Genomic DNA, 23760 nt, shown 5'->3' with positions numbered 1-23760 from the left:
GATAGCGCTGGGATGGACGCCGACGGTCGACCTGCACTCCGCCTGCGGGGCGTGGTCAAGAGGTACGGGGACCTCACCGCCGTCGACGGTCTGGACCTCACCGTCGGGCAGGCCGAGGTGCTCGCCCTGCTCGGCCCCAACGGCGCCGGCAAGACGACGACGGTCGAGATGTGCGAGGGGTTCCTCGTCCCCGACGCCGGCACCGTCGAGGTCCTGGGCACCGACCCCGCCCAGGACACCGACCGGCTGCGCGGGCGCATCGGGGTGATGCTGCAGGGTGGCGGGGCGTACCCGGGGATCCGGGTCGGCGAGATGCTGGCGCTCGCCGCGTCCTACTCCGCCGACCCGCTCGACCCGGCCTGGCTCCTGGACACCGTGGGGCTCACCGGGCACGAGAAGTCCAGCTACCGTCGACTCTCCGGCGGCCAGCAGCAACGGCTCTCCCTGGCTCTGGCCCTGGTGGGGCGTCCCGAACTGGTGTTCCTGGACGAACCGACCGCCGGGCTCGACGCCCAGTCGCGTCTGGCGGTGTGGGACCTCATCGCCGCGCTGCGCAACGACGGGGTGTCGGTGGTCCTCACCACCCACCTCATGGACGAGGCCGAGGCCCTGGCCGACCAGGTCGTGATCATCGACCACGGCAAGGCCGTGGCGCAGGGCACCATCAGTGAGCTCACCAGCAGCGCCGACCCACGGGTCGCGGTGGCCACGGACCGCGAGATCGACCTGCGCGTCCTGTCCGACCGCCTCGCACCCCTGGGGGCCACCGTCTCGGTGACCCGTCCCACCCTGATCACCGTCTCGGCGCCGGTCACCCCGGAACTGATCCGCGAGATCACCGACGAAGCCGCCCGCCAGGAGGTGCTGGTCACGTCGCTGGACGTCGACCAGCGCAGCCTCGAGAGCGTCTTCCTCGACATCACAGGAAGGGAGATCCGGGCATGATCCGGTCCCGACAGACCACGGGGCGTTTCACCCCCGGGCAGTTCACCCCCCGCCCACGGCAGGCACCGACCGGACGCATGCTCCTGGCGCAGGCCCGCATCGAGACCCTGCTGTTCCTCCGGCACGGTGAGCAGCAGCTCCTGTCGCTGGTGATCCCCCTGGGGCTGCTCGTCGCGCTGAGCCTGATCCCCCTGGTCCCGTTGGACGACCCGGTGCAGAGCATCTACCCGATGACCGTCGGCGTCGCCCTGATGAGCGCCGGCTTCACCGGACAGGCGATCGCCGTCGCCTTCGACCGCCGCTACGGCGCCCTCAAACGCATCGGCGCCTGCGGCGTCCCCCGTCACATCCTGATCAGCGGGAAGGTCCTGGCGGTCGGTGCCGCGGTCCTGGTGCAGCTCGTAGTGCTCACCGTCGTCGCACTGCTGCTGGGCTGGTCCCCGAGCGCCACCGGGGCCCTGCCGGCACTGCTGTTCACCGTGGTCGGCGTCGCCACGTTCACCGCCCTCGGCCTGCTGCTGGGCGGCACGCTGAGCTCGGAACTCGTCCTGGCCCTGGGCAACACCATCTGGTTCGTGCTGATGGGTGCGGCGGTCCTCACCACCATGGACACCGACATCCCCGGACCGGTGGAGGGCGTCCTGGGGGTGCTGCCCTCGGTGGCGCTCACCGACGGCCTCGTCGACTCCGCCGCAGGGTCGTTCAACCCCGCGGCACTCGCCGTCCTCGCCGCCTGGGGCGTGGTGGGTGGCGCATTGGCGGTCCGGTTCTTCTCCTTCACCATGGACGACGACTGACCGGTCGCCGGGACACCGTCCCGTCGCTGATTACGGTCGCCGTGCCCGGGGGCGATAGACTGGACGACCGTGAAGGTCTCGCAGAAAACCCAGGACAACAGCCCTCCAGCCAGTGAGAACAGTGGGAACCAGGCCACCGCAGCCAGGGTGGGAGACACCACCCTGCCCCGGATGCGCGCCCGGGTGGACGCCACCGGCCACCCGGTCAACCGGTTCCTCCTGCGCCTCTACACCGCGATCCTGGTGTTGTGCGCGAAGACCCCCGTCCCCACGGTGCGCCGGCAACGCCTGTACGCGGTGATCCTCATGGTGTGCCAGGGAGGGATCACCTTCACCGGGTCCCTGGTGCGCGTCACCGGCTCGGGCCTGGGGTGCCCGACCTGGCCGCAGTGCCACCCGGGGTCACTGGTCCCGGAGTCCGGCACCACCCCGGCCATCCACCAGGCGATCGAGTTCGGTAACCGGATGCTCACCTTCGTCCTGATCATCGCGGCGTTGGTGGCCTTCCTGGCCGTCCTGCGCGCCGCCCGGCGTGACTCGATCCTGCACATCGCCTTCCTCCAGGGGCTGGGCATCATCGCCCAGGCGGTCATCGGCGGCATCACGGTGCACCTCGACCTGGCCTGGTGGATCGTGATGGCGCACTTCCTGCCGTCGATGGTGCTCGTGTTCTTCGCCGCGGTGATGGTGGTCAAGATCGGCGAGGACGACGACAGCCCCCGTCGCGCGACCATGCCGAAGGCCCTGCGGTGGGCGACGTGGGGGTCGGCGCTGACCCTCGCCCTGACCCTGGTGACCGGCACCATGACCACCAGCTCCGGCCCGCACGCCGGTGACGAGGCCATCCAGGAGAGCGACCGGCTGCAGCTCGCGCTCTTCGAGATCGCGAACCTGCACGCCCACGCGATGTACCTGTACATGGGCATCACCATCGGTCTGCTCGCCGGCCTGCTCGCCGTCCACGTCGACCGCCGCATCAAGACGGCCGCGGTGGTGCTGATCATCGGGATCATCCTGCAGGGCGTCGTCGGCGTCGTCCAGTACAACCTGGGCGTGCCCCGGTGGACGGTCCCGCCGCACGTGCTCGGCTCGGCGGTCGTCGCCGCGGCGACGGGGCTGCTGTGGTCGATGCGGTTCCGGCGCGGTGAGGACGCCGCCGACCGGGACTACGACACCGAGGACGCCGTCGCACAGCGCTGAGACTCTCCGCTGAGCCACGCGAGACGACCGACGCCCCGTCCCCCACCGAAGGGGGACGGGGCGTCGCTCGTCGTACCGGTCAGAGCCGGGCGGAGCGGGTCAGAGCCCGAGCAGCTGCGGGACGGTCTCCAGTCCGAGCACGGCGTCGACGGACAGGCCGACGAAGAGGACCGAGAGGTAGTTGTTCGACAGGAAGAAGAGGTTCATCGGCTTGACCTTCACACCCTTCTTCACCCCGTTGTGCAGGCCGTGTGCCCGCAGGATGAACCACGCGCCGCTGAGCAGGGCCACCACGGTGTAGACCCACCCGGTGGCCGGGACCAGCAGCAGGGAGGTGACCACCGTCGCCCAGGTGTACCAGAGGATCTGACGGGTGACCTCGAGCGGAGGCTTCACCACCGGCATCATCGGCACACCGGCGGCCTCGTAGTCCTCGCGGTACCGCATCCCCAGCGCCCAGGTGTGCGGCGGCGTCCAGAAGAAGATGATGAGGAAGAGCACCAGGGCCTGGGCCCAGGACAACCAGCCGGCGTTGAAGGAACCGCCGTCGGCCTCGGTCACGGTGGCCCAACCGACCATCACCGGCATACAGCCGGCGGCACCGCCCCAGATCACGTTCTGCCAGGTGCGCCGCTTGAGCCACTTGGTGTAGACGAAGATGTAGAACCAGATCGTCAACAGGATGAACCCGGACGCCAGCCACGAGTCGCAGAGCAGGCCCAGCCACAGCACGCTGCCGACGGTCAACGCCCAGGCGAAGATCCTGGCCTCGGTCTTGTTGACCGTGTGCTTGGCCAACGGCCGGCGGTGGGTACGACGCATCTTCTGGTCGATGTCGTAGTCGGCGACCATGTTGAAGGTGTTCGCCGCGGCGGCACCCATCCACCCACCGACGAGCGTCAACAGGATCAGCCCGAGGTTGATCTCCCCGCGCTGCGCCTGGAGCATCGACGGGATGGCGGCGACAAGTAGCAGTTCAATGACCCGGGGTTTCGTCAGCGAGATATACGCCTTGATCTTGTCCACCGGTCAGTCCGCCTCCATAAACGCCATCGGTCACCGTGCATCCCTGGTCGTCGGGACGCACGGATCTGCCAAACGGACAGGTTACCTGAGGCAGTGGTGGGACCGGAAACCGTTGTCGCCGAGCCAGGTGACCACCGGCCCCGCCTGGGTCCGGCCGGGGTCTGCCTGGGTCCGGCCCGGGTCCGCCGGTGACACGGCGGACCCGGGGACACTAGACTGGTCCGGGTTACACGGGCTCCGCCCGGCGGCCAGCCGTGGTCGCTGTGCCGGTCGCTGTGCCCGTGTCCCCTTACGCCACAGACGACAGGAAGGCTACCCAGCGTGACACTCCCCAAGGACCTCGAAGCCCGCACGGTCCGGAAGTACCCGGACGACTGGACCGAGCTGGACACCCGGGCCGTCGACACGGTCCGGGTCCTCGCAGCCGACGCTGTCGAGAACTGCGGCTCCGGGCACCCCGGCACCGCCATGTCCCTCGCCCCGCTGGCCTACACCCTCTACCAGCGGGTGCTGCGCCACGACCCGTCGGACCGCAACTGGCTGGGCCGTGACCGGTTCGTCCTGTCCGCCGGCCACAGCTCGCTGACCCAGTACATCCAGCTCTACCTCGGCGGCTTCGGTCTGGAACTGGACGACATCAAGGCGCTGCGCACCTGGGGCTCCAAGACCCCGGGCCACCCGGAGGTCGGCCACACCGACGGGGTGGAGATCACCACCGGTCCCCTGGGCCAGGGACTGGCCTCGGCGGTGGGCATGGCCCTGGCCGCCCGTCGTGAACGTGGGCTGTTCGACCCGGAGGCCCCGGAGGGCACCTCCCCGTTCGACCACCACATCTACGTCATCGCCTCCGACGGGGACCTGCAGGAGGGCGTCACCTCCGAGGCGTCGTCGTTCGCCGGCACACAGCAGCTCGGCAACCTCATCGTCTTCTGGGACGACAACAGCATCTCCATCGAGGACAACACCGACATCGCCTTCGGTGAGGACGTCGTCGCCCGCTACGAGGCCTACGGCTGGCAGACCCTCGACGTCAACGCCGAGGACGTCACCGCCATCCTCGAGGCGGTGGAGACGGCGAAGGCCGACACGACCCGTCCGAGCTTCATCCGCGTGCGTTCGGTGATCGGCTACCCGGCGCCGACGAAGATGAACACCGGTGCCGCCCACGGTGCCGCACTGGGTGCCGAGGAGATCGCCGCGGTCAAGGAGATCCTGGGCTTCCCCACCGACGAGAACTTCCCCGTCGAGGCGGAGGTGGTCGAGCACACCCGGCAGCTGGTGGAGCGTGGCCGCGAGGCCCACGACGCCTGGCAGCGCGACTTCGACGCCTGGGCGGAGAAGAACCCCGAAGCCCGCGCACTGCACGACCGCATCGCCGCCCGCGAACTCCCGGAGGGCTTCGACGCAGACCTGCCGTCCTGGGACGCCGGTGAGAACCTCGCGACCCGTAAGGCCTCCGAGGCCGCCCTCCAGGCACTGGGTGCCACCCTGCCGGAGCTGTGGGGCGGTTCGGCCGACCTCGCCGGCTCCACCAACACCATCATCAAGGGCGAGAAGAGCGTCGGCCCGGAGTCCATCTCCACGGACACCTGGTCGGCACACCCCTACGGCCGGAACCTGCACTTCGGCATCCGTGAGCACGGGATGGCCGCGATCCTCAACGGCATCGCCCTGCACGGTGCGACCCGTCCCTACGGGGCGACGTTCCTGCAGTTCGCCGACTACGCCCGTGGTGCGGTACGCCTCGGCGCCCTGATGAGCACCGACGTCTACCACGTGTGGACGCACGACTCCATCGGCCTCGGCGAGGACGGCCCCACCCACCAGCCGGTCGAGCACCTCGCCGCGCTGCGTGCCATCCCGAACTTCGCGGTGATCCGTCCGGCGGACGCCAACGAGACCGCCCAGGCATGGGCCGCGGCGCTCAAGGCCCCCGCGGGCCCGAAGGCACTGGTGCTCACCCGTCAGGGTGTGCCGGTGCTCGAGGGGACGAAGGAGAAGGCGGCCGAGGGTGTCGCCCGCGGCGCCTACGTCCTGGTCGAGTCCTCCACCGAGACCCCGCAGGTGATCCTGATGGGGTCCGGCTCCGAGGTGCAGCTGGCCGTCGAGGCCGCCGCCGCCCTCGAGGCCGAGGGTATCGGCACCCGCGTGGTCTCCGTGCCCTGCATGGAGTGGTTCGACCAGCAGGACGCCGACTACCGTGAGTCCGTCCTCCCCTCCTCGGTCACCGCCCGGGTGTCCGTCGAGGCCGGCATCGCCATGCCGTGGAAGGGCTACACCGGCACGGCCGGACGCACCGTCTCCCTGGAGCACTTCGGGGCGTCCGCCGACTACAAGACGCTGTACCGCGAGTTCGGCATCACCGCCGACGCCGTCGCCGCGGCCGCCCGCGAGATCCTCTGAACCTGCACCACCTCCGACGCCTCCCGCACGTCGGGACTCTGACACCCCTAGAGCAGAAAGCTGGTTGATCACCCGTGAACCACGTACATGAACTCTCCGCCGCCGGTACCTCCGTGTGGTTGGACGACCTCTCCCGAGACCGGCTGACCTCCGGCAACCTCGCTGAACTGATCAGCGGGACCGGGATCGTCGGGGTCACCACCAACCCGGCGATCTTCGCCAAGGCGATGTCGGCCGGCACCGCCTACGACGAGCAGATCGGGGCGCTGAAGGCGGCCGGCGCCGGTGCGTCCGAGGCCGTGTTCACCATGGCCGTGGAGGACGTCCGCAACGCCTGCGACGCCTTCGCCGCCGTCTACGAGGCGTCGGGAGGCGTCGACGGGCGGGTCTCCATCGAGGTCGACCCCGGTCTCGCCGACGACCGCGAGGGCACCGTGGCACAGGCGAAGCAGCTGTACGCCGACGTCGCACGCGAGAACGTGATGATCAAGATCCCCGCCACGGAGGCCTGCCTCCCGGCCATCACCGAGGTGCTGGCCGCCGGGATCAGCGTCAACGTCACCCTGATCTTCAGCGTCGAACGCTACCGTCAGGTCGTCGCCGCGTTCATCGAGGGCATCTCCCAGGCCCAGGCCAACGGCCACGACCTGTCCCGTATCCACTCGGTGGCGAGCTTCTTCGTCTCCCGCGTGGACACCGAGGTCGACCGCCGGCTCGCCGAGATCGGCACCGCGGCGGCCCTGGCAGTGCAGGGCAAGGCGGGTCTGGCCAACGCACGCCTCGCCTACGAGGCGTTCACCGTCGACCTGCTGCAGGACTCCCGGTGGGAGCAGCTGCAGGCCGCCGGCGCGCACGCCCAGCGTCCCCTGTGGGCCTCCACCGGGGTGAAGAACCCGGACTACCCGGACACCCTGTACGTCACCGGCCTCGTCGGTCCGCAGACGGTCAACACCATGCCCGAGGACACCCTCGACGCCACGATCGACCACGCCACCGTCACCGGTGACACCCTCACCGGCACCGGCGACGACGCGCGCGAGGTCTTCGCCGCACTGGAGGACCTGGGCGTCGACCTCGCCGACGTCTTCCGCGTGCTGGAGCACGAGGGCGTCGAGAAGTTCGTCAGCTCCTGGCAGGAGCTCCTCGACACCATCGGGGAGCGTCTGTGAGTTCCGGATCCCCGCTGTGGGAGAACCCCTTACGCGACTCCGCGGACCGTCGTGTCCCCCGGATCGCCGGTCCCAGCGGCCTGGTGATCTTCGGGGTCACCGGTGACCTGGCACGCCGCAAACTTCTCCCGGCGGTGTACGACCTGGCCAACCGGGGCCTGCTGCCCGCGGGCTTCAGCCTGATCGGTTACGGACGCCGGGACTGGACCAAGGAGGAGTTCGAGGCCGAGGTCCTCTCCGCGGTCCGTGACCGGGTGCGCACTCCCTGGCGTCAGGCCGTGTGGGAGCAGCTCGCCGCCGGTATCCAGTTCGTCAAGGGCGATTTCGTCACCGACTCCGCCTTCGACGACCTGGCGGCGATGACCCGCCGTATGGACGAGGAACGTGGCACCGGCGGAAACTGGGCCTACTACCTCTCCGTCCCGCCGCAGTACTTCTCCGAGGTCTGCAACCAGCTGGAGCGCTCCGGGCTGGCGGACTCGACCGACGGGTGGAAGCGCGTCGTCATCGAGAAGCCGTTCGGGCACGACGAGGAGTCCGCCACCGAGCTCAACCGGATCGTCAACTCCGTGTTCCCGGAGTCGTCGGTGTTCCGCATCGACCACTACCTGGGCAAGGAGACCGTCCAGAACATCCTGGTGCTGCGGTTCGCCAACCAGATGTTCGAGCCGTTGTTCAGCTCCGGCTACATCGACCACGTGCAGATCACCATGGCCGAGGACATCGGCCTCGGCGGCCGTGCCGGCTACTACGACGGCATCGGTGCCGCCCGCGACGTGATGCAGAACCACCTGCTGCAGCTGCTGGCACTGGTGGCGATGGACGAACCGGTGACCTTCTCCCCCGACGAACTCAAGGCGGAGAAGCTCAAGGTCCTCAAGGCGACCCGTCCGGTCGGCCCGTTCGCCCAGACCACCGCCCGCGGCCAGTACACGGCCGGGTGGCAGGGCTCGGAGTTCGTCCCCGGACTGCGCGAGGAGGACGGTTTCGACCCCGCCTCCACCACCGAGACCTACGCCGCGGCCACCTTCGAGATCAACTCCCGTCGGTGGGCCGGGGTGCCGTTCTACCTGCGTACCGGCAAGCGCCTGGGCCGTCGGGTCACCGAGATCGCCCTGGTGTTCAAGGACGCCCCCCACCAGTCCTTCAGCCCGGAACAGACCGAGGCGCAGAACTCCAACGTGCTCGTCATCCGGGTCCAGCCCGACGAGGGTGTGCTGCTGCGCTTCGGTTCGAAGGTCCCGGGATCGGCGATGGACGTGCGCGACGTGAACATGGACTTCTCCTACTCCGAGGCGTTCACCGAGCAGTCCCCGGAGGCCTACGAGCGACTGATCCTCGACGCCCTGCTGGACGAGGCCAGCCTGTTCCCCACCAACGAGGAGGTCGAGGAGTCCTGGCGGATCCTCGACCCGGTGCTGAACTACTGGGCCACCGCAGGACGCCCCGAAGACTACGAGTCCGGCACCTGGGGCCCGTCCGGTGCCGACCGGATGCTGTCCAGGCACGGCAGGAAATGGAGGCGTCCCTGATGCCATCGACAACATTCATCGACGCCGGCGACCACGCCGCCGTCGTCGACCTGGGTACCACCACCACCCACGAGCTGACCGACCGGCTGCACCGGCTGCGGGAGGAACGCGGCGAGATCGCCACCGGCCGGGTACTGACGCTCATCGTGTCCGTACGGTCCGAGGAGGACCTCGACACGGTGGTCAACGCCACCGTCGACGCCTCGCGGGAACACCCGGCCCGGGTGATCTTCGTCGTGCACGACAGGTCGACCTCCCAGGTCAGCATGGACGCGGCGATCCACCTGGGCGGTACCGCCGGTGCCTCCGAGATGATCCTGATGCGTCTGCACGGCGAGCTGGCCGACCACGCCGACAACGCCGTGACCCCCCTGCTGCTGCCGGACACCCCGGTGGTGGTGTGGTGGCCGTTCACCTCGCCGCGGAACCCGGCGGCCGACTCCCTCGGCGCGTTGGCGACCCGCCGGATCACCGACAGCTTCGCCGACGCGGCGGCCGGACGCGGTGCCGAGGCGATCTTCCGTCGCCGCATCGGCTACTCGCTGGGTGACTCGGACCTGGTGTGGAGCCGGATCACCCCGTGGCGTGGGCTGCTGTCCAGCGCCCTGGACCAGCGTGCCGGCGACACGGTGCAGTCGGTGGAGGTCTCCGGCCCCGCCGACGACCCGGCCGTCGACATCGCCGCCGGCTGGCTGGCCGACAGGTTGAACGTCCCGGTCACCCGCTGCGCCGACGGGTCCCCGGCGGTGCCGCTCGACGACGAGGACGAGCCGATGTTCCCGATCCAGCGCACGGTGATCAACTGCAGCGGTGGCACCGTGGAGCTCACCGTGCTGAACCACCGTTCCGTGCGGGTGAGCACCGGTGTCGGCACCGACACCGTGGTGAACCTGTCGCGTCGTCAGGTCGGCGACTGCCTCGCCGAGGAACTGCGGCACCTGGAACCGGACCGCGCGTTCGGCCAGGCGCTGCACGGCCTCCCGCGGGTCCGGACCCCGCGCGACGGCATGAGCGCCTCGATCCCCTTTTCCGCCCAGGAGAGCACCCGATGAACGATCCGACGAATGACCCGAGGAACCTGCACGTCAGCGGGTGGGACACCCCCGACTCCCTGGCACAGGGGGTCGCCCGCGAGATCGTCGAGCTCGTGGCCGGCGTGCAGCGCGACGGCGGGGTCGGCGACGACGGCTACGCCCGGATCGTCCTGACCGGCGGCGGCGCCGGTGGCGCGGTCCTCCGCGAGCTCGCCGCACTCGACCACGCTGCCCGCGTCTCGGCGGACTCCTTCCCCGTCACCGCGGTCGACTGGGCGAAGGTCCACGTCTTCTTCGGCGATGAGCGGTTCGTGCCCGCCGGGACGACCGGGCCCACCGCACGCAACGACGAACTGGCGGACACCGAGCTGCTCTCCCACGTGGAGATCCCCGCGGCGAACGTCCACCGGGTCGCCGTCCCCGGTGACGACGGACCGGCCGACGGTCCGGCGCTCGACGCCGCCGCGGCCGGGTACGCCGCCACCCTCGCGGTCTTCGCCCCCGACGGTTTCGACCTGCACCTGCTGGGCATGGGGCCGGAGGGGCACGTCAACTCCCTGTTCCCGCACACCGCGGAACTCGCCGCGGCCCCCGGGACGTCCGTGGTGGCGGTGCGTGACTGCCCCAAGCCACCGGCGGAGCGGGTGTCGCTGACCCGCGAGGCGGTCCACCGGGCCGCGGAGGTGTGGCTGTTGGTCACCGGTGAGGCCAAGCGGGAGGCCGCCGCCGAAGTGGTCTCCGGAGAGGATCCGGAGCAGTGGCCCGCCGCCGGGGTGTCGGGGTTCCGTCGCACCGTCCTGCATGTCGATGCGGCGGCCGACCCCCGCTGAACCGGCGACCGGGTAACCGGGACGTCGGCCGGCGCCCCACCACGATGAAGGCCGCCCCCGGTCACGGGAGCGGCCTTTCTCTGTCGCGGGGACTGCCCGGTGTCAGCCCACGTTGTAGTGGACGACGAGGTTCAGCCCGACGATGGCGGCGATCCAGATCACGGCGGTGGTGACCGTCAGCCGGTCCAGGTTCTTCTCCACGACCGTGGAGCCGGAGAGGCTGGACTGCATCCCACCACCGAAGAGGCTGGACAGACCGCCGCCCTTCCCCTTGTGGAGAAGAACGGACAGCCCCAGGATGAGGCTGGTGACCACCAGAACGATCTGGAGGGTGAGAACCATGCGAACTGCCTTACGTCGGTCGGGGCCATGCGGTAACCACACCATCATAGCCCACGTGGGGGAAACGGGACACCTGCGACACTACCCGGAGTTACGCAGCCCCGTCGCCAGGCCGTTCATGGTCAACCGGATGCCGTCGAGCACGTCGTCGCCGCGGTCACCGGCACGGTACCGTCGCAGCAGCTCCAGCTGCAGCAGATTCAGCGGCAGCAGGTACGGGAAACGGTTGCGCACCGACAGGGCCAGGGCCGGGTTGTCGGCGAGCAGGCTGTCCTGCCCGGTGATCTCCAGGCACATCCGCAGGGTCAGGTGGAACTCCTCGACGATGGTGTCGTAGATCCGCCGGGCGTCGTCCCGGTCGGGCACCAGCTCCGAGTACAGCTCCGCCACCGAGAGGTCGGCCTTGGCCATAACCTGCGCCATGTTCGACAGCACGGAGCGGAAGAACGGCCAGGTGCGGTGCAGCTCCTGCAGGTACCCGAGGCGGCCCTCCCCCTCCGCGGTCCAGTCACGCAGCGCCGATCCCACGCCGAACCAGCCGGGCAGCATGATGCGGGACTGCGACCACGACAGCACCCACGGGATGGCGCGCAGGTCGGCGATGCTGCTGGTCTGTTTGCGGGAACTGGGCCTGGAGCCGATGTTCAGGTTGCCGATCTCCTCCAGGGGCGTCGAGGAGGTGAAGTAGCCGATGAAGCCGGCGTCCTCGTGCATCAGCGAGGAGTACGCCGCGCGTGACAGCCCGGCGATCTCGCGCATGGCGGTGTAGGCGCGGTCGGGGTCGTCGATCCGGTCGACCGGCAGCAGGCTGGCCTCCAGGGTGGCCGACACCAGTGCCTCGAGGTTGCGACGGGCGACGGAGGGCACACCGTACTTGGCGGAGATGATCTCCCCCTGCTCGGTGATCCGGACGCTGCCCTGCACCGCACCGTCCGGCTGGGCGAGGATCGCCTCGTGGCTGGGGCCACCGCCACGCCCGACGGTGCCGCCGCGGCCGTGGAACAGGCGCAGACCCACCCCGGCGTCGCGCGCGGCGTCGACGAGGGCCAGTTCGGCGTCGTAGAGCGCCCAATTCGCCGCGAAGTAGCCGCCGTCCTTGTTGGAGTCGGAGTAGCCCAGCATGATCTCCTGGACGCCGCCGCGCTGGGCCACGTAGTCACGGTAGAAACGGTGGCCCCACAGCTCCTGCACCACCGCCGCCCCGTTGGCCAGGTCGTCGATGGTCTCGAACAGCGGGATCACGTCCACCCCGCCGGTGACCACCCCGTCGGTGACGTCGATGAGCCCGACCTCCTTGAGCAGGATCATCGGTTCGAGGATGTCGGAGACACTCGAGGCCATGGAGATGATGCAGTGCGGGACGGCGTCGGGACCGAACCGGGCGACGGCGTCGGCGGCGGCGCGGAAGATCCCGAGTTCGCGTTCGGTCGCCTCGCTCCACCGGGCACGCGGGTCCGTGAGCGGTCGCGGTGAATGCAGCTCCCGGGTCAGCAGGTCGACGCGCTGCTGTTCGTCGAGTGTGCCGTAGTCGCCGGTGCCGTCGGTCACGCCGGCGCGGGCGAACATCTCGGTGAGGATGTCCTCGAAGCTCTCGGAGTTCTGCCGCAGGTCGAGGCTGCTGAGGTGGAAGCCGAAGGACCGGGCGGCGGCGATGACGGTCGCCAGGCGGTGGTCGGCGATGAGACCGTCGGCGCTGGCACGGAGCGAGGCGTCGACGGTGTGCAGGTCGGCGAGGAAGTCGTCGGCGTGCGCGTAGGGCTCGTGGGGGCCGAGGGAGGTGATCTCGGCGGCGACGGACCCGCTGATGCGGGCGGTGGCTGTGGCGGCGATGCGGCCGCGGATGCCGTGCACCGCGCGCCGGTAGGGTTCGTCGGCGCGGGACGGGACGTCGTTGTGGCCCCGGTCGGCCAGTTCGTCGAGCCCGGCGGTGACGACGGTGAAGCGGCTCGACAGGCTTAGCTCGTGCTCCAGGTCGTGGAGCTGGGTGAGGTACCAGTCGAAGACGGTCTGCGCCGCGCGGGAGGTGGCGTAGTCCACGGTGTCGCCGGTGACGAAGGGGTTGCCGTCGTGGTCACCGCCGATCCAGCTGCCGGGGCGCACCACCGGGGTGGACGGGACCGAGTCGCCGTAGCGTTCGCGTAGTTCGCGGGTCACGCGCCGGTTGATCTGCGGGATCTCCTGCAGCAGGCTGATGGTGAAGTAGCGCAGCCCCACGTTGATCTCGTCCTCGATGCGGGGACGCACCGAGCGGATCAACGCGGTCTGCCACAGGATGGTGACGCGGCGGCGGATGTTGCGGTCGATGCCGGCGAGCCGTTCGTCGCTGCGGGCCGTGCGCCCGGCGGTGAGGATCCGGCCCCGGTTGCGCATCAGCCGGGTGATGTCCCACTGCACGTCGAAGACGGTCCGCCGACGGGTCTCGGTGGGGTGCGCGGTGAGGACCGGGGCGACGTAGGCCGACTCCACCGCACGGGAGACCTCGGTGGCGGTGACACCGCCGTCGTCGAGCGCCTTCCACGCCGCCTGCAGCGACGCCCGGCTCGGGGGTTCGCCCTCGTCGGCGAGCCGTTCACGGAGGCGTTCCTCGTGCAGGTCCTCGGCCAGGTTGGCCAGCAGGGCGAAGTGGGAGAACGCCCGGATCAGCGGGAGGGACCGCTCGGCCGGGAGGTCCCGCAGCCGGTCGGCGAGTCCGGAGAGCGTGCCGTCGCCGTGCCGGACGCTGAAGGCGGCCCTGCGGGTGTCCTCCACGAGCGCGAAGACGTCCTCCCCCTCCTGCTCCCGGATGACGTCGCCGAGGATCGCGCCGAGGTACCGCAGGTCCTGCCTCAGCCCGGGGACGATCTCGGGTTCCTCCCGGACCGGTGGGACGACGGGGATCGCGGTGCCGGGCACCGTGGTGTCGGAATCATCGAGGGGGGAAGTCATTCCCCCATTGTGCCCTCAGCGACCGGCCTTCGCAGCGGCTGCGCACAGGCGTGCGAAATCCTCGCCGTCGAGGCTGGCCCCGCCGACCAGTCCGCCGTCGACGTCGGGCTGGCCGACGATCTCGGCGACGGAGTCGGTCTTGACCGAGCCACCGTAGAGGATGCGCACACCGTCGGCGGTCTGCTGGTCGGCGAGCTCGGCGACGAGCCCGCGGATCGCCGCGCACACCTCCTGGGCGTCCGCGGCGGAGGCGACCTTGCCGGTGCCGATGGCCCACACCGGCTCGTAGGCGACGACGACCTCGGCCAGGTCGGCGGCGGACAGCCCGGCGAGGGAGGCGCGGGTCTGCTCGACGACGTAGCTGACGTGCCCGCCGGACTCGCGGACCTCCAGGGGCTCACCGACGCACACGATCGGTGCGATGCCGGCGCCGAGGGCCGCCTTGGCCTTCGCGGCGACGGTGGCGTCGTCCTCACCGTGGTACTGGCGACGCTCGGAGTGCCCGACGACGACCCAGCTGCAGCCGAGCTTGGCGAGCATCGTGGCGGAGACCTCGCCGGTGTAGGCGCCGGACGCGTGGACGGAGACGTCCTGGGCACCGTAGGTCAGCGGGATCTTCTCGCCGTCGACGACGGTCTGCACACTGCGGATGTCGGTGAACGGCGGGATGACCGCGACGTCGACATGCTCGTAGTAGTCCTTGGGCAGCGCGAAGGCGAACTTCTGGACCACCTGGATGGCCTCCAGGTGGTTGAGGTTCATCTTCCAGTTGCCGGCGATCAGGGGGGTGCGTGACATGGTGGGTGCTCCTCAGTTCTCGAGAACGGTGATACCGGGCAGTTCCTTGCCCTCGAGGAACTCGAGGGAGGCCCCGCCGCCGGTGGAGATGTGGCTGAAACCGTCCTCGTCGAGGCCGAGGGTACGCACGGCCGCGGCGGAGTCCCCGCCACCGACGACGGAGAAGGCACCCGCGCCGGTGGCGGCGATGATCGCCTCGGCCACTCCCCTGGTCCCCTCGGCGAAGGCCGGGAACTCGAAGACGCCCATCGGGCCGTTCCAGAAGACGGTCTTCGCCGCACCGAGGGTCGCGGCGAAGGCGGCGACGGCGTCCGGTCCGATGTCGAGGCCCATCTGGCCGTCGGGGATCGCGTCGGCGGCGACGGTGGTGGCCGGGGCGTCCGCGGCGAACTCGGGGGCCACGACGACGTCGGTGGGCAGGGCGATGACGTCACCGAAACGGTCCAGCAGGTCACGGCAGGTGTCGACCATGTCCTCCTGCAGCAGCGAGCTGCCCACGGAGTGCCCCTGCGCGGCGAGGAAGGTGAAGCACATGCCGCCGCCGATGATGAGGGTGTCGACCTTGGGGGCGAGCGCCTCGATGACACCGAGCTTGTCGGAGACCTTCGACCCGCCGAGGACCACGGCGTAGGGGTGCGCCGGGTCCTCGGAGACGGTGCGCAGCACCTCGAGCTCGGACTGGACCAGACCGCCGGCGTAGTGCGGCAGCAGGGCGGCCACGTCGTAGACGGAGGCCTGGCGGCGGTGCACCACGCCGAAACCGTCGGAGACGAAGGCGCCGTCGTCACCGGTCAGGGCGGCGAGTTCGGCGGCGAAGGCCTGGCGCTCGGCGTCGTCCTTCGAGGTTTCACGGGCGTCGAAGCGGACATTCTCCAGCAGGAGGATGTCGCCGTCGTTGAGGCCGTTGGCCCGCTCGTGGGCGTCCTCGCCGGTGACGTCGCCGGCCAGCGGGACCCACTGGTCCAGGCGCTCGGCCAGGGCCTCGGCGACGGGCGCGAGGGAGAACTCCGGGTTCGGCTCACCCTTCGGACGGCCGAGGTGCGCGGCGACGATGACGCGGGCGCCGGCGTCGATGAGGCGGCGCAGCGTCGGCACGGAGGCGTCGATGCGGCCGGGGTCGGTGATGTCGCCGTCCTTGAGCGGGACGTTCAGGTCGGCGCGGACGAGGACGTGTCGTCCCTCGACGCCGTCGGCGATGAGGTCGTCGATGGTCTTCACGGTCATGGCTTCAAAGTCTCCTGGGGTGCGAACGTGGGGGTCGGACAGGGTGGTCGGACAGGGTGACGGCGGGTCGGCATGTGCCGACCCGCCGTGGGACCGGAGGAACCGGCCGGTACAGCTACCAGACTACTGGACGGACTAGAGCCGCTCACCGACATAGGCCGTGAGGTCGACGAGACGGCGGGAGTAGCCCCACTCGTTGTCGTACCAGGAGACGACCTTGACCTGGTTGCCGATGACCTTGGTCAGGCCCGAGTCGAAGATCGAGGAGTGCGAGTCGCCCACGATGTCGGTGGAGACCAGCGGCTCGTCGTCGGAGTACGCCAGCACGCCCTTGAGGTCACCCTCGGCGTGCTTCCTGATGGCGGCGTTGACCTGCTCGACGGTGACCTCGGAGGCGGCCTCGAAGGTCAGGTCGGTGACCGAACCGGTCGGCACCGGCACGCGCAGGGCGTAGCCGTCGAGCTTGCCCTTGAGCTGCGGGAGCACCAGGGACACGGCCTTGGCCGCGCCGGTGGAGGTCGGCACGATGTTCAGGGCCGCGGCGCGGGCACGACGCAGGTCCTTGTGGGGGGCGTCGTGCAGGCGCTGGTCGCCGGTGTAGGCGTGGATGGTGGTCATCAGACCCTTGACGATGCCGAACTCCTCGTCCAGGACCTTCGCCATCGGGGCCAGGCAGTTGGTGGTGCACGACGCGTTGGAGATGATCGTGTGCTTCTCCGGGTCGTAGTCGGTGTGGTTGACACCGACGACGAAGGTCGCGTCCTCGTTCTTCGCCGGGGCGGAGATGATGACCTTCTTGGCGCCGGCGTCGATGTGCGCCTTGGCGGCGGTGGCGTCGGTGAAGAACCCGGTGGACTCGATGACGATGTCGACGTCGAGCTCGCCCCAGGAGAGGTTCTGCGGGTCGCGCTCGGCGGTGACCACGATGCGCTTGCCGTCGACGGTGATCGACTCGTCGTCGTAGCTGACCTCGGCGTCCAGACGGCCCAGGATGGAGTCGTACTTCAGCAGGTTGGCCAGCGTCTTGTTGTCGGTGAGGTCATTGAAGGCGACGACCTCGAGGTCAGCGCCGCTGTCGCGGAGAGCCCGGAAGAAGTTGCGGCCGATCCGGCCGAACCCGTTGATTCCTACCCGTACCGTCACGATGGATCTCCTGTTCTCGATGAGTGGTGAGTTGCCGCCACCAGACTACAGCGGAATCAGGCGGGGTGTCGGGAAGCTAGTCGGTGTCGGTGTCGTCCGAGGTCGACCGGTCGTCCCCGGGCTCGCCGGTCTCGGCAGGACCGTCGGTGCCGTCACTGTCGTCGAGGTCGAAGATGTCGTCGGTGACGGCGGCGTGGGTGTCGGGGATCCCGAGCTCGGAGGCGCGGTGGTCGGCCATGGTGAGCAGCCGGCGGATCCGGCCGGCGACGGCGTCCTTGGTCATCTGCGGGTCGGCGAGCTGACCGAGTTCCTCCAGGGACGCCTGGCGGTGCTGGACGCGCAGGGTACCGGCCTGCACCAGGTGCTCGGGGACGTCGTCGCCGAGGATCGTCAGCGCCCGGTCGACCCGCGCGGCGGCGACGACGGCGGCCCGGGCGGACCGCCGCAGGTTGGCGTCGTCGAAGTTGGCCAGCCGGTTGGCGGTGGCGCGCACCTCGCGGCGCATCCGCTGTTCCTCCCAGTCCAGGCGGGTGCGCTGGGCACCCATCCGGGTCAGCAGGTCGCCGATGGTCTCCCCGTCGCGGATGACCACGCGGATCACCCCGCGGGTCTCCTTCGTCTTGGCGGTGACGCCGATGCGGCGGGCGGCGCCCACCAGTGCCAGGGCCGCCTCGTTGCCGGGGGTGGTGACCTCCAGGGAGGACGACCGGCCGGGTTCGGTCAGCGAGCCGCGTGCCAGGAAGGCACCCCGCCAGGCGGCCGTGCACTGGTCGGCCGTGCCGCCGATGATGTAGGGCGGCAGGCCGCGCACCGGACGTCCCGCCCGGTCGATCAGGCCGGTGCGGCGGGCCAGCTCGGTGCCGCCGCGGGCCCACCGCAGGACGTACCGCGAGGAGTTGCGCAGGTTCCCCCCGCTGACGACCTGCAGCTCGGCGGTGAGGTCGAAGAGGTCGTCGACGAAGCGGGCGACCCGCCGGGCGGTGGCGCCGCTGTCGACCTCGGCCTCGACGACGACCTGCCCGGCGACCAGGTGCAGCCCGGCGCAGTACCGCAGCAGACCCGAGACCTCGGCGGTCATGACCTCCGGCCGGGTCTCGGTGACCCTGGCCAGTTCATCCTTCACCTCAGACGTCAGTGCCACTGTGGCTGTCGCCCCTTTCCTCCGGGTGTCCCGGCTCGTCGTGTGTACCGGGTGATCCTACCGTGGCGGTGGCGGGACGTTCCCAGTCGGCGAGCTCACGCAGGACGCCGGCGAGCTTCTCGGAGGAGTGGCGGTCGGTCCACCGGCCGCGGTCGTCGTCCTCACGGACGTCGCGGTACAGGACGGTGGCCCCCAGGCGGGCGGCGGCGCGTTCCATGTGTCGGCGTTCATGGCCGGGCAGCAGCACGGAGGTGTCGACCACGACCACGTCGACGCTGAGCGTGGGACAGTGCTGCAGCAGCATGTGGATGTGCCGTTCCATGGAGAACCCGCTGGTCTCCCCCGGTTCAGCGACGAGGTTCATGATCACCGCGCGGGTGGCGGTGGTCTCGGCGAGGGCCTCGACGATGCCGGGCATCAGCAGGTGCGGGATCACCGAGGAGAACCAGGAGCCGGGCCCGAGGGTGACCAGGTCGGCGTCGAGGATCGCCTGGACGGCCTCGGGGGACGCCTCGGGGTCCTGCGGGATCAGGCGCACCCGGCGGACCTGGCCGAGGGTGGAGGCCACGGCGACCTGGCCGCGTACGGAGTTGACCTCGCGGGGGTCGTCGCCGATGCCCTGGACCTCCGCTTCGAGGTCGAGCGGTTCCGGTGACATCGGCAGGACGCGCCCGCGGATGCCGAGCAGGTCACTGAGTTCGTCCAGGGCCTCGATGCTGGAACCCAGCACCTCGGACAGGCCGGTGAGCACCAGGTTGCCCACGGCGTGCCCGGCCAGCGCCCCGTGCCCGGAGAAACGGTGCTGGAGGGTGCGTTCCCACAGGTGTCCGCGCGGGGTGTCGCGGACCAGGGCGGCCAGGGCCATACGCAGGTCGCCGGGGGGCAGTGAGCCGAGTTCGCGGCGCATCCGGCCCGAGGAGCCGCCGTCGTCGGCGACGGTGACCACCGCGGTGACGTAGTCGGCGGCGGCGCGGGCTGAGCGCAGGGTCGCGAACAGGCCGTGTCCACCGCCGAGCGCGGTGACCCGTCCGAGGGCGAAACCGGGATCGTCGGTGGAGTCGGTCGAGTCGGTGGGGCCGGTCATGCGTTGGTCTCCTTCCCCGCGCTGGTGCGTCCGGGACGCCCCGGTTCCAGGTCCCGGTGGATCGTCCGGACGTCGAGGTCGGGGTTCGCCGACAGGCGGGTGGCGAGGGCCTCGGTCACCGCCGGGCTGCGGTGCTGGCCGCCGGTGCAGCCGATGGCGACGGTGATGAACCGTTTGCCTTCCCGTCGGTATCCGGGTAGTGCGGTGGACACCATCGCCTCCAGCAGGTCGAGGTACTCGGTGGCCTCGGGCCGCGACAGGACGAAGTCGGCGACGGGGGTGTCCAGTCCGCTGTAGTCGCGCAGCTCCTCCTCCCAGTGCGGGTTGGGCAGGAACCGTGCGTCCAGCATGATGTCGACGTCGCGGGGGGCGCCGTTCTTGAAGCCGAAGGACTGCACGGTGATGTGCTCGCGGCGGTCGGACAGCGCCTCGAAGTACCCTTCGAGCGCCCGGCGCAGGTCGTGGACACTGGTGCCGGAGGTGTCGATGACGAGGTCGGCGCGCTGCCGGATGCCCTCCATCATCTCGCGCTCCCGGTCGATGCCGGCCTGCAGGGTCTCCCTGCCCTGCAGCGGATGGGTGCGACGGACCCGGCCGTAGCGGCGGATGAGGGTCCTGTCGTCGGCGTCGAGGTAGAGCACCACGGGACGCCGGCCGGAGTCGTGCAGGCTGGAGAGGACGTCAGTCAGGGAGCCGACGAAGTCACGGGAGCGCACGTCGGTGACCACGGCCAGGCGTTCGACCGGGGAGTCGGACTCGAAGCTGAGCTCGACCATGCGCATGATCAGCTCGGGCGGCAGGTTGTCGGCGACGTACCAGCCCATCTCCTCGAGGACGGTGGCGGCCTCCTTGCGGCCGGCCCCCGACATCCCGGTGATGAGGACCAGCGACGCCTCCTGCTGGTCAGGTCGCGTGCCCGTGTTTCGGGTGGCATCGTTCATGACACGATTCTAGACCGAACCCTCCGGCTCCGTCAGTGCGTCGACCACAGCCTGGGCCAGGGCCGGCCCGAATCCCGGGACCTGCGATATCCCCTCCACGCCGGCCTCGCGGACCTTCGCCACCGACCCGAAGTTCCGCACCAGCTCGGCACGTCGTTTCGGCCCGAGTCCCTTGACCTCGTCGAGGGCCGAGCGCGTCATCCGCCGGCCCCGGCTGGAGCGGTGGAAGGTGATCGCGAAGCGGTGGGCCTCGTCGCGCAGCTGCTGGATGAGGTACAGCGCCTGGGAGTTACGGGGCAGGATCACCGGGTACTCGTCGCCGGGCACCCACAGCTCCTCCAGACGTTTGGCGACCCCCACCAGGGTGACGTCGGTGACCCCGAGTTCGTCGAGCACCGCCTGGGCGGCATTGACCTGCGGTTTCCCGCCGTCGACGACGAAGAGCTGCGGCGGGTAGGCGAACTTCCTCGAGCCCGCCTCGACCTGCTCCACGGTGACCTCGCCGTCGAGCAGGTCACCGCCGTCGTCGCCCTCTGGCACGGCCGTGCGGTCCTTGTGGTGGCGCTTGAAACGGCGCCGGACGACCTCGGCGATCGAGGCGACGTCGTCGGAGTGCCCGTCGCCGGCGGCCTCGCGGATGCGGTACCGGCGGTAGTCGGACTTGCGCGGCAACCCGTCCTCGAACACCACCAGGCTGGCCACCACGTCGGTGCCCTGGATGTGGGAGATGTCGGTGCACTCGATGCGCAGCGGGGAATCGTCCATCCACAGCGCCTCCTGCAGCTCCTGCAGCGCCGCCGAGCGGGTGGTGAGGTCACCGGCGCGGGCGATCTTGTGCTGCCGCAGGGCCTGGGTGGCGTTGGTGGTGGCGGTCTCCATGAGCGAGCGCTTGTCCCCGCGCTGCGGCACGCGCAGGGTCACCCGGGCGCCGCGCAGGACGGTGAGCCAGTCGGTCAGCCGGCCGGCGTCGGTCGGCTGCACCGGGACGAGGATCTCCCGCGGTACCGGTTCCAGGGTGACGCCGTCGGGCTCGCTGACCCGGGAGTTGCCGCCGACGGCGGATTCGGTGGCGTCGGCGAGTTCGGCGTTCTGGCCGTAGAACTGGGTGAGGAAGTCCTCCAGCAGGGTGGGCCACGTCGGGTCGGAGCCGTCGGTGCCGTCGGTGGCACCGGTACCGTCAGTGCCCCCGGCACCGGTGGTGTCGTCGGTGGACGCCTTCTTCTCCACCACCCAGCCGCGCTGGCCGCGGATCCGTCCGCCGCGCACGTGGAAGACCTGCACGGCGGCCTCCAGCTCGTCACTGGCCACGGCGACGAGGTCGGCGTCGGTGTCGTCGGAGAAGACCACGGCCTGCTTCTCCACCGTCTTCTCCATCGCCCCGAGCTGGTCCCGCAGCGACGCGGCACGTTCGAAGTCGAGGTTCTCGGCGGCCTCGGTCATCTCCCCCCGTACCTCGCGCATCACCCGGTCGGTGTTGCCGCCGGCGAGGAAGGAGCAGAACCCGTCGACCAGCTCGCGGTGCTCCGACGGCGAGACCCGCCCGACACAGGGTGCCGAACAACGGTCGATGTAGCCCAGCAGGCAGGGGCGCCCCAGCTGCTCGTGGCGCCGGTAGACCCCGGTGGTGCAGGTACGGACGGGGAAGACACGGGTCAACGACTCCAGGGTGTCCCGGATCGCCCACGCCTTGGGGTACGGCCCGAAGTAGCGCACGCCCTTCTTGCGCGGGCCCCGGTAGAGGAAGGCCCGCGGGTACTGCTCCTTCACGCTGACAGCCAGCATGGGGTAGGTCTTGTCGTCCCGGTACATCACGTTGAACCGGGGGGCGAACTTCTTGATCCAGGTGTACTCGAGGTTCAGTGCCTCGATCTCGCTGCCGACGACGGTCCACTGGACGTGGTCGGCGGTGTGCACCATCGCGCGGATCCGCGGTTCGAGGTTGCCGGGGTCCTGGAAGTAGTTGGACAGCCGGCTCCGCAGGTTCTTCGCCTTGCCGACGTAGATGACCCGGTCGTCGTGGTCGCGGAAGGTGTAGACCCCCGGACTGGTGGGGATCGTTCCGGGGGCGGGGCGGTAGGAGGCGGGGTCGGCCATGAACTCGAAGCCTACCCTCCTACTCGTCGGGCATGTAACGGTCCTCCAGGACGCGGAACTCCTCCACCTTCGCGGCGATCGTGGACTTGTCGGCGACCTGGAAGGCCATCATGGGGACGAACTCGAAGTCCGGCAGTTCCAGCCGCGCCCAGCGGGCGTTACGGGGGAACGAGAGGCCGTGGATGATCGACCAGCGGTAGAACTGGGCGCCGAAGATGTTGCGTACCTCGACCCCGTCCTCGTTGACGCGCACCCGGGGGCGCAGCAGCATCAGCACGACACCGGAGATGATCACCCCGATGCCGATGAAGGACCACTGGTCGACGGTGCTGACGGTGGCGCCGGTGTCCCCCACACCGGAGACGACCGCCATGAAGACGTGCACGGCCATGACCACCACGGCGCCGATGACCGCCCACCACCGCAGGCTGGTGGAGGTGACGGTCAGCAGCCACTCGCCCTGCTGCCTCCCCGTGCCCTGGTGTGCGCTGACGGGCGCCGGAGCGGCGTCCTGTCCGGCGACGGACTCGGCGGTCTTGGACACTGATTCAGAGCTGCTCACGGCTCACCAGCCTACCCCCGCCGTTCGACGACGGCGAAACCATACGGCGGAACGGGGACGGTGCGGGCACCCCTGAGACCCCTACCGTGCCGAGCGGATGTCCCGCAGCACCAGCAGGGAGTGCAGGGCGGCGCGGGCGGCGTCGGCGCCCTTGTCCTCCAGGGCCCCCTCGCCGCCGGACCGGGCGACGGCCTGCTCCTGGTTCTCCACGGTGAGCACACCGTTGCCGACGGGCTTGCCGGAGTCGAGCGACACCCGGGTCAGCCCGTAGGTCACGGCGTTGCAGACGTGGTCGAAGTGGGCGGTCTCCCCACGGATCACGCAGCCGTTGGCGACGACGGCGTCGAAGTTCTTCGCCGCCTCCGCGGCGACGACCGGCAGTTCGACCGCCCCGGCGACCCGCCACTGGCCGACGTAGGCGCCGGCGTCGCGCAGCGCGGAGACGGCGTGGTCGTGCAGCCGGTCGGTGATCTCCGCGTTCCAGGACGCGGTGACCACGGCGACGCGGTATCCGGCACCGGAGTCACGGGTGAGGGTGATGTCGGCGAGTCCGTCCGAGGGCATGGTGTC

At 70.2% G+C, this 23760-nt stretch carries 20 protein-coding genes; 8 read left to right on the top strand and 12 right to left on the bottom strand.

What is annotated here, in order from left to right:
- Positions 1 to 12: 12 nt before the first annotated feature.
- From MUN33_RS13315 to MUN33_RS13305, 3 genes are all read left to right on the top strand, one after another.
- On the top strand, positions 13 to 945 hold the full coding sequence (locus tag MUN33_RS13315; RefSeq protein WP_244805542.1) for an ABC transporter ATP-binding protein: 933 nt from the start codon (positions 13 to 15) through the stop codon (positions 943 to 945).
- Positions 942 to 1742, top strand: coding sequence for an ABC transporter permease (locus MUN33_RS13310; RefSeq protein ID WP_244805387.1), 801 nt, complete (start codon positions 942 to 944; stop codon positions 1740 to 1742). The genes MUN33_RS13315 and MUN33_RS13310 overlap by 4 nt, the downstream gene beginning before the upstream one ends.
- Before the next feature lie 171 nt (positions 1743 to 1913).
- Positions 1914 to 2942: a COX15/CtaA family protein gene (locus MUN33_RS13305; protein ID WP_244805541.1), complete on the top strand. Its 1029-nt coding sequence runs from the start codon at positions 1914 to 1916 to the stop codon at positions 2940 to 2942.
- A 99-nt stretch (positions 2943 to 3041) separates the two neighbouring features.
- Here MUN33_RS13305 and MUN33_RS13300 read toward each other — a convergent pair whose 3' ends face one another.
- A complete protein-coding gene (locus MUN33_RS13300) occupies positions 3042 to 3968 on the bottom strand; it encodes a heme o synthase (protein ID WP_244805386.1) in 927 nt (308 codons plus the stop codon).
- A 321-nt stretch (positions 3969 to 4289) separates the two neighbouring features.
- On the opposite strand from MUN33_RS13300, the gene tkt reads away from it, so the two are divergent.
- From tkt to pgl, 5 genes are all read left to right on the top strand, one after another.
- Positions 4290 to 6371, top strand: a complete 2082-nt coding sequence (tkt, locus tag MUN33_RS13295; protein WP_244805385.1) for a transketolase — start codon at positions 4290 to 4292, stop codon at positions 6369 to 6371.
- A 74-nt stretch (positions 6372 to 6445) separates the two neighbouring features.
- Positions 6446 to 7540 (top strand): transaldolase, encoded by a 1095-nt coding sequence (gene tal, locus MUN33_RS13290; RefSeq protein WP_244805384.1) that lies wholly within the window; start codon positions 6446 to 6448, stop codon positions 7538 to 7540.
- The gene (zwf, locus tag MUN33_RS13285; RefSeq protein ID WP_244805383.1) at positions 7537 to 9072 is read left to right on the top strand and encodes a glucose-6-phosphate dehydrogenase; all 1536 of its coding nucleotides are present in this window, start codon (positions 7537 to 7539) and stop codon (positions 9070 to 9072) included. Before tal ends, zwf begins: the two co-directional genes overlap by 4 nt.
- Positions 9072 to 10124: a glucose-6-phosphate dehydrogenase assembly protein OpcA gene (locus tag MUN33_RS13280; RefSeq protein ID WP_244805382.1), complete on the top strand. Its 1053-nt coding sequence runs from the start codon at positions 9072 to 9074 to the stop codon at positions 10122 to 10124. Before zwf ends, MUN33_RS13280 begins: the two co-directional genes overlap by 1 nt.
- Positions 10121 to 10936 carry a 6-phosphogluconolactonase gene (pgl, locus tag MUN33_RS13275; RefSeq protein WP_244805381.1) on the top strand — a complete coding sequence of 272 codons (816 nt, stop codon included), beginning with the start codon at positions 10121 to 10123 and terminating at the stop codon, positions 10934 to 10936. The genes MUN33_RS13280 and pgl overlap by 4 nt, the downstream gene beginning before the upstream one ends.
- A 102-nt stretch (positions 10937 to 11038) precedes the next feature.
- On the opposite strand, the gene secG is transcribed toward pgl, so the two are convergent.
- From secG to ribH, 11 genes are all read right to left on the bottom strand, one after another.
- Positions 11039 to 11278 (bottom strand): preprotein translocase subunit SecG, encoded by a 240-nt coding sequence (secG, locus tag MUN33_RS13270; protein WP_244805380.1) that lies wholly within the window; start codon positions 11276 to 11278, stop codon positions 11039 to 11041.
- A gap of 81 nt (positions 11279 to 11359) precedes the next feature.
- Positions 11360 to 14119 carry a phosphoenolpyruvate carboxylase gene (gene ppc / locus MUN33_RS13265; RefSeq protein WP_244805540.1) on the bottom strand — a complete coding sequence of 920 codons (2760 nt, stop codon included), beginning with the start codon at positions 14117 to 14119 and terminating at the stop codon, positions 11360 to 11362.
- Between the two features lie 99 nt (positions 14120 to 14218).
- Positions 14219 to 15001 (bottom strand): triose-phosphate isomerase, encoded by a 783-nt coding sequence (gene tpiA / locus MUN33_RS13260; protein ID WP_244805379.1) that lies wholly within the window; start codon positions 14999 to 15001, stop codon positions 14219 to 14221.
- Between the two features lie 12 nt (positions 15002 to 15013).
- Entirely contained in the window at positions 15014 to 16225 is a 1212-nt protein-coding gene (locus MUN33_RS13255; protein WP_244805378.1) for a phosphoglycerate kinase, read from the bottom strand.
- Positions 16226 to 16360: 135 nt separating this feature from the next.
- A complete protein-coding gene (gene gap, locus MUN33_RS13250; RefSeq protein ID WP_244805377.1) occupies positions 16361 to 17368 on the bottom strand; it encodes a type I glyceraldehyde-3-phosphate dehydrogenase in 1008 nt (335 codons plus the stop codon).
- Between the two features lie 76 nt (positions 17369 to 17444).
- Complete coding sequence (whiA, locus tag MUN33_RS13245) at positions 17445 to 18509, bottom strand: DNA-binding protein WhiA (protein WP_244805376.1); 1065 nt, start codon at positions 18507 to 18509, stop codon at positions 17445 to 17447.
- Positions 18493 to 19593, bottom strand: a complete 1101-nt coding sequence (locus MUN33_RS13240; RefSeq protein ID WP_244805375.1) for a gluconeogenesis factor YvcK family protein — start codon at positions 19591 to 19593, stop codon at positions 18493 to 18495. The genes whiA and MUN33_RS13240 overlap by 17 nt, the downstream gene beginning before the upstream one ends.
- Positions 19590 to 20534, bottom strand: a complete 945-nt coding sequence (rapZ, locus tag MUN33_RS13235; protein ID WP_244805374.1) for an RNase adapter RapZ — start codon at positions 20532 to 20534, stop codon at positions 19590 to 19592. Before rapZ ends, MUN33_RS13240 begins: the two co-directional genes overlap by 4 nt.
- Before the next feature lie 9 nt (positions 20535 to 20543).
- Complete coding sequence (gene uvrC / locus MUN33_RS13230; RefSeq protein ID WP_244805373.1) at positions 20544 to 22628, bottom strand: excinuclease ABC subunit UvrC; 2085 nt, start codon at positions 22626 to 22628, stop codon at positions 20544 to 20546.
- A gap of 19 nt (positions 22629 to 22647) precedes the next feature.
- Positions 22648 to 23079 (bottom strand): PH domain-containing protein, encoded by a 432-nt coding sequence (locus MUN33_RS13225; protein ID WP_244805539.1) that lies wholly within the window; start codon positions 23077 to 23079, stop codon positions 22648 to 22650.
- Positions 23080 to 23271: 192 nt separating this feature from the next.
- Entirely contained in the window at positions 23272 to 23754 is a 483-nt protein-coding gene (ribH, locus tag MUN33_RS13220; protein WP_244805372.1) for a 6,7-dimethyl-8-ribityllumazine synthase, read from the bottom strand.
- Positions 23755 to 23760 lie beyond the last annotated feature (6 nt).

This window comes from Corynebacterium kalidii, from assembly GCF_022869005.1.
Taxonomy (GTDB): Bacteria; Actinomycetota; Actinomycetes; order Mycobacteriales; family Mycobacteriaceae; genus Corynebacterium; species Corynebacterium kalidii.
Note: the sequence above shows the minus strand (reverse complement) of the source record. Positions and strands in the feature narration are given on the sequence as shown.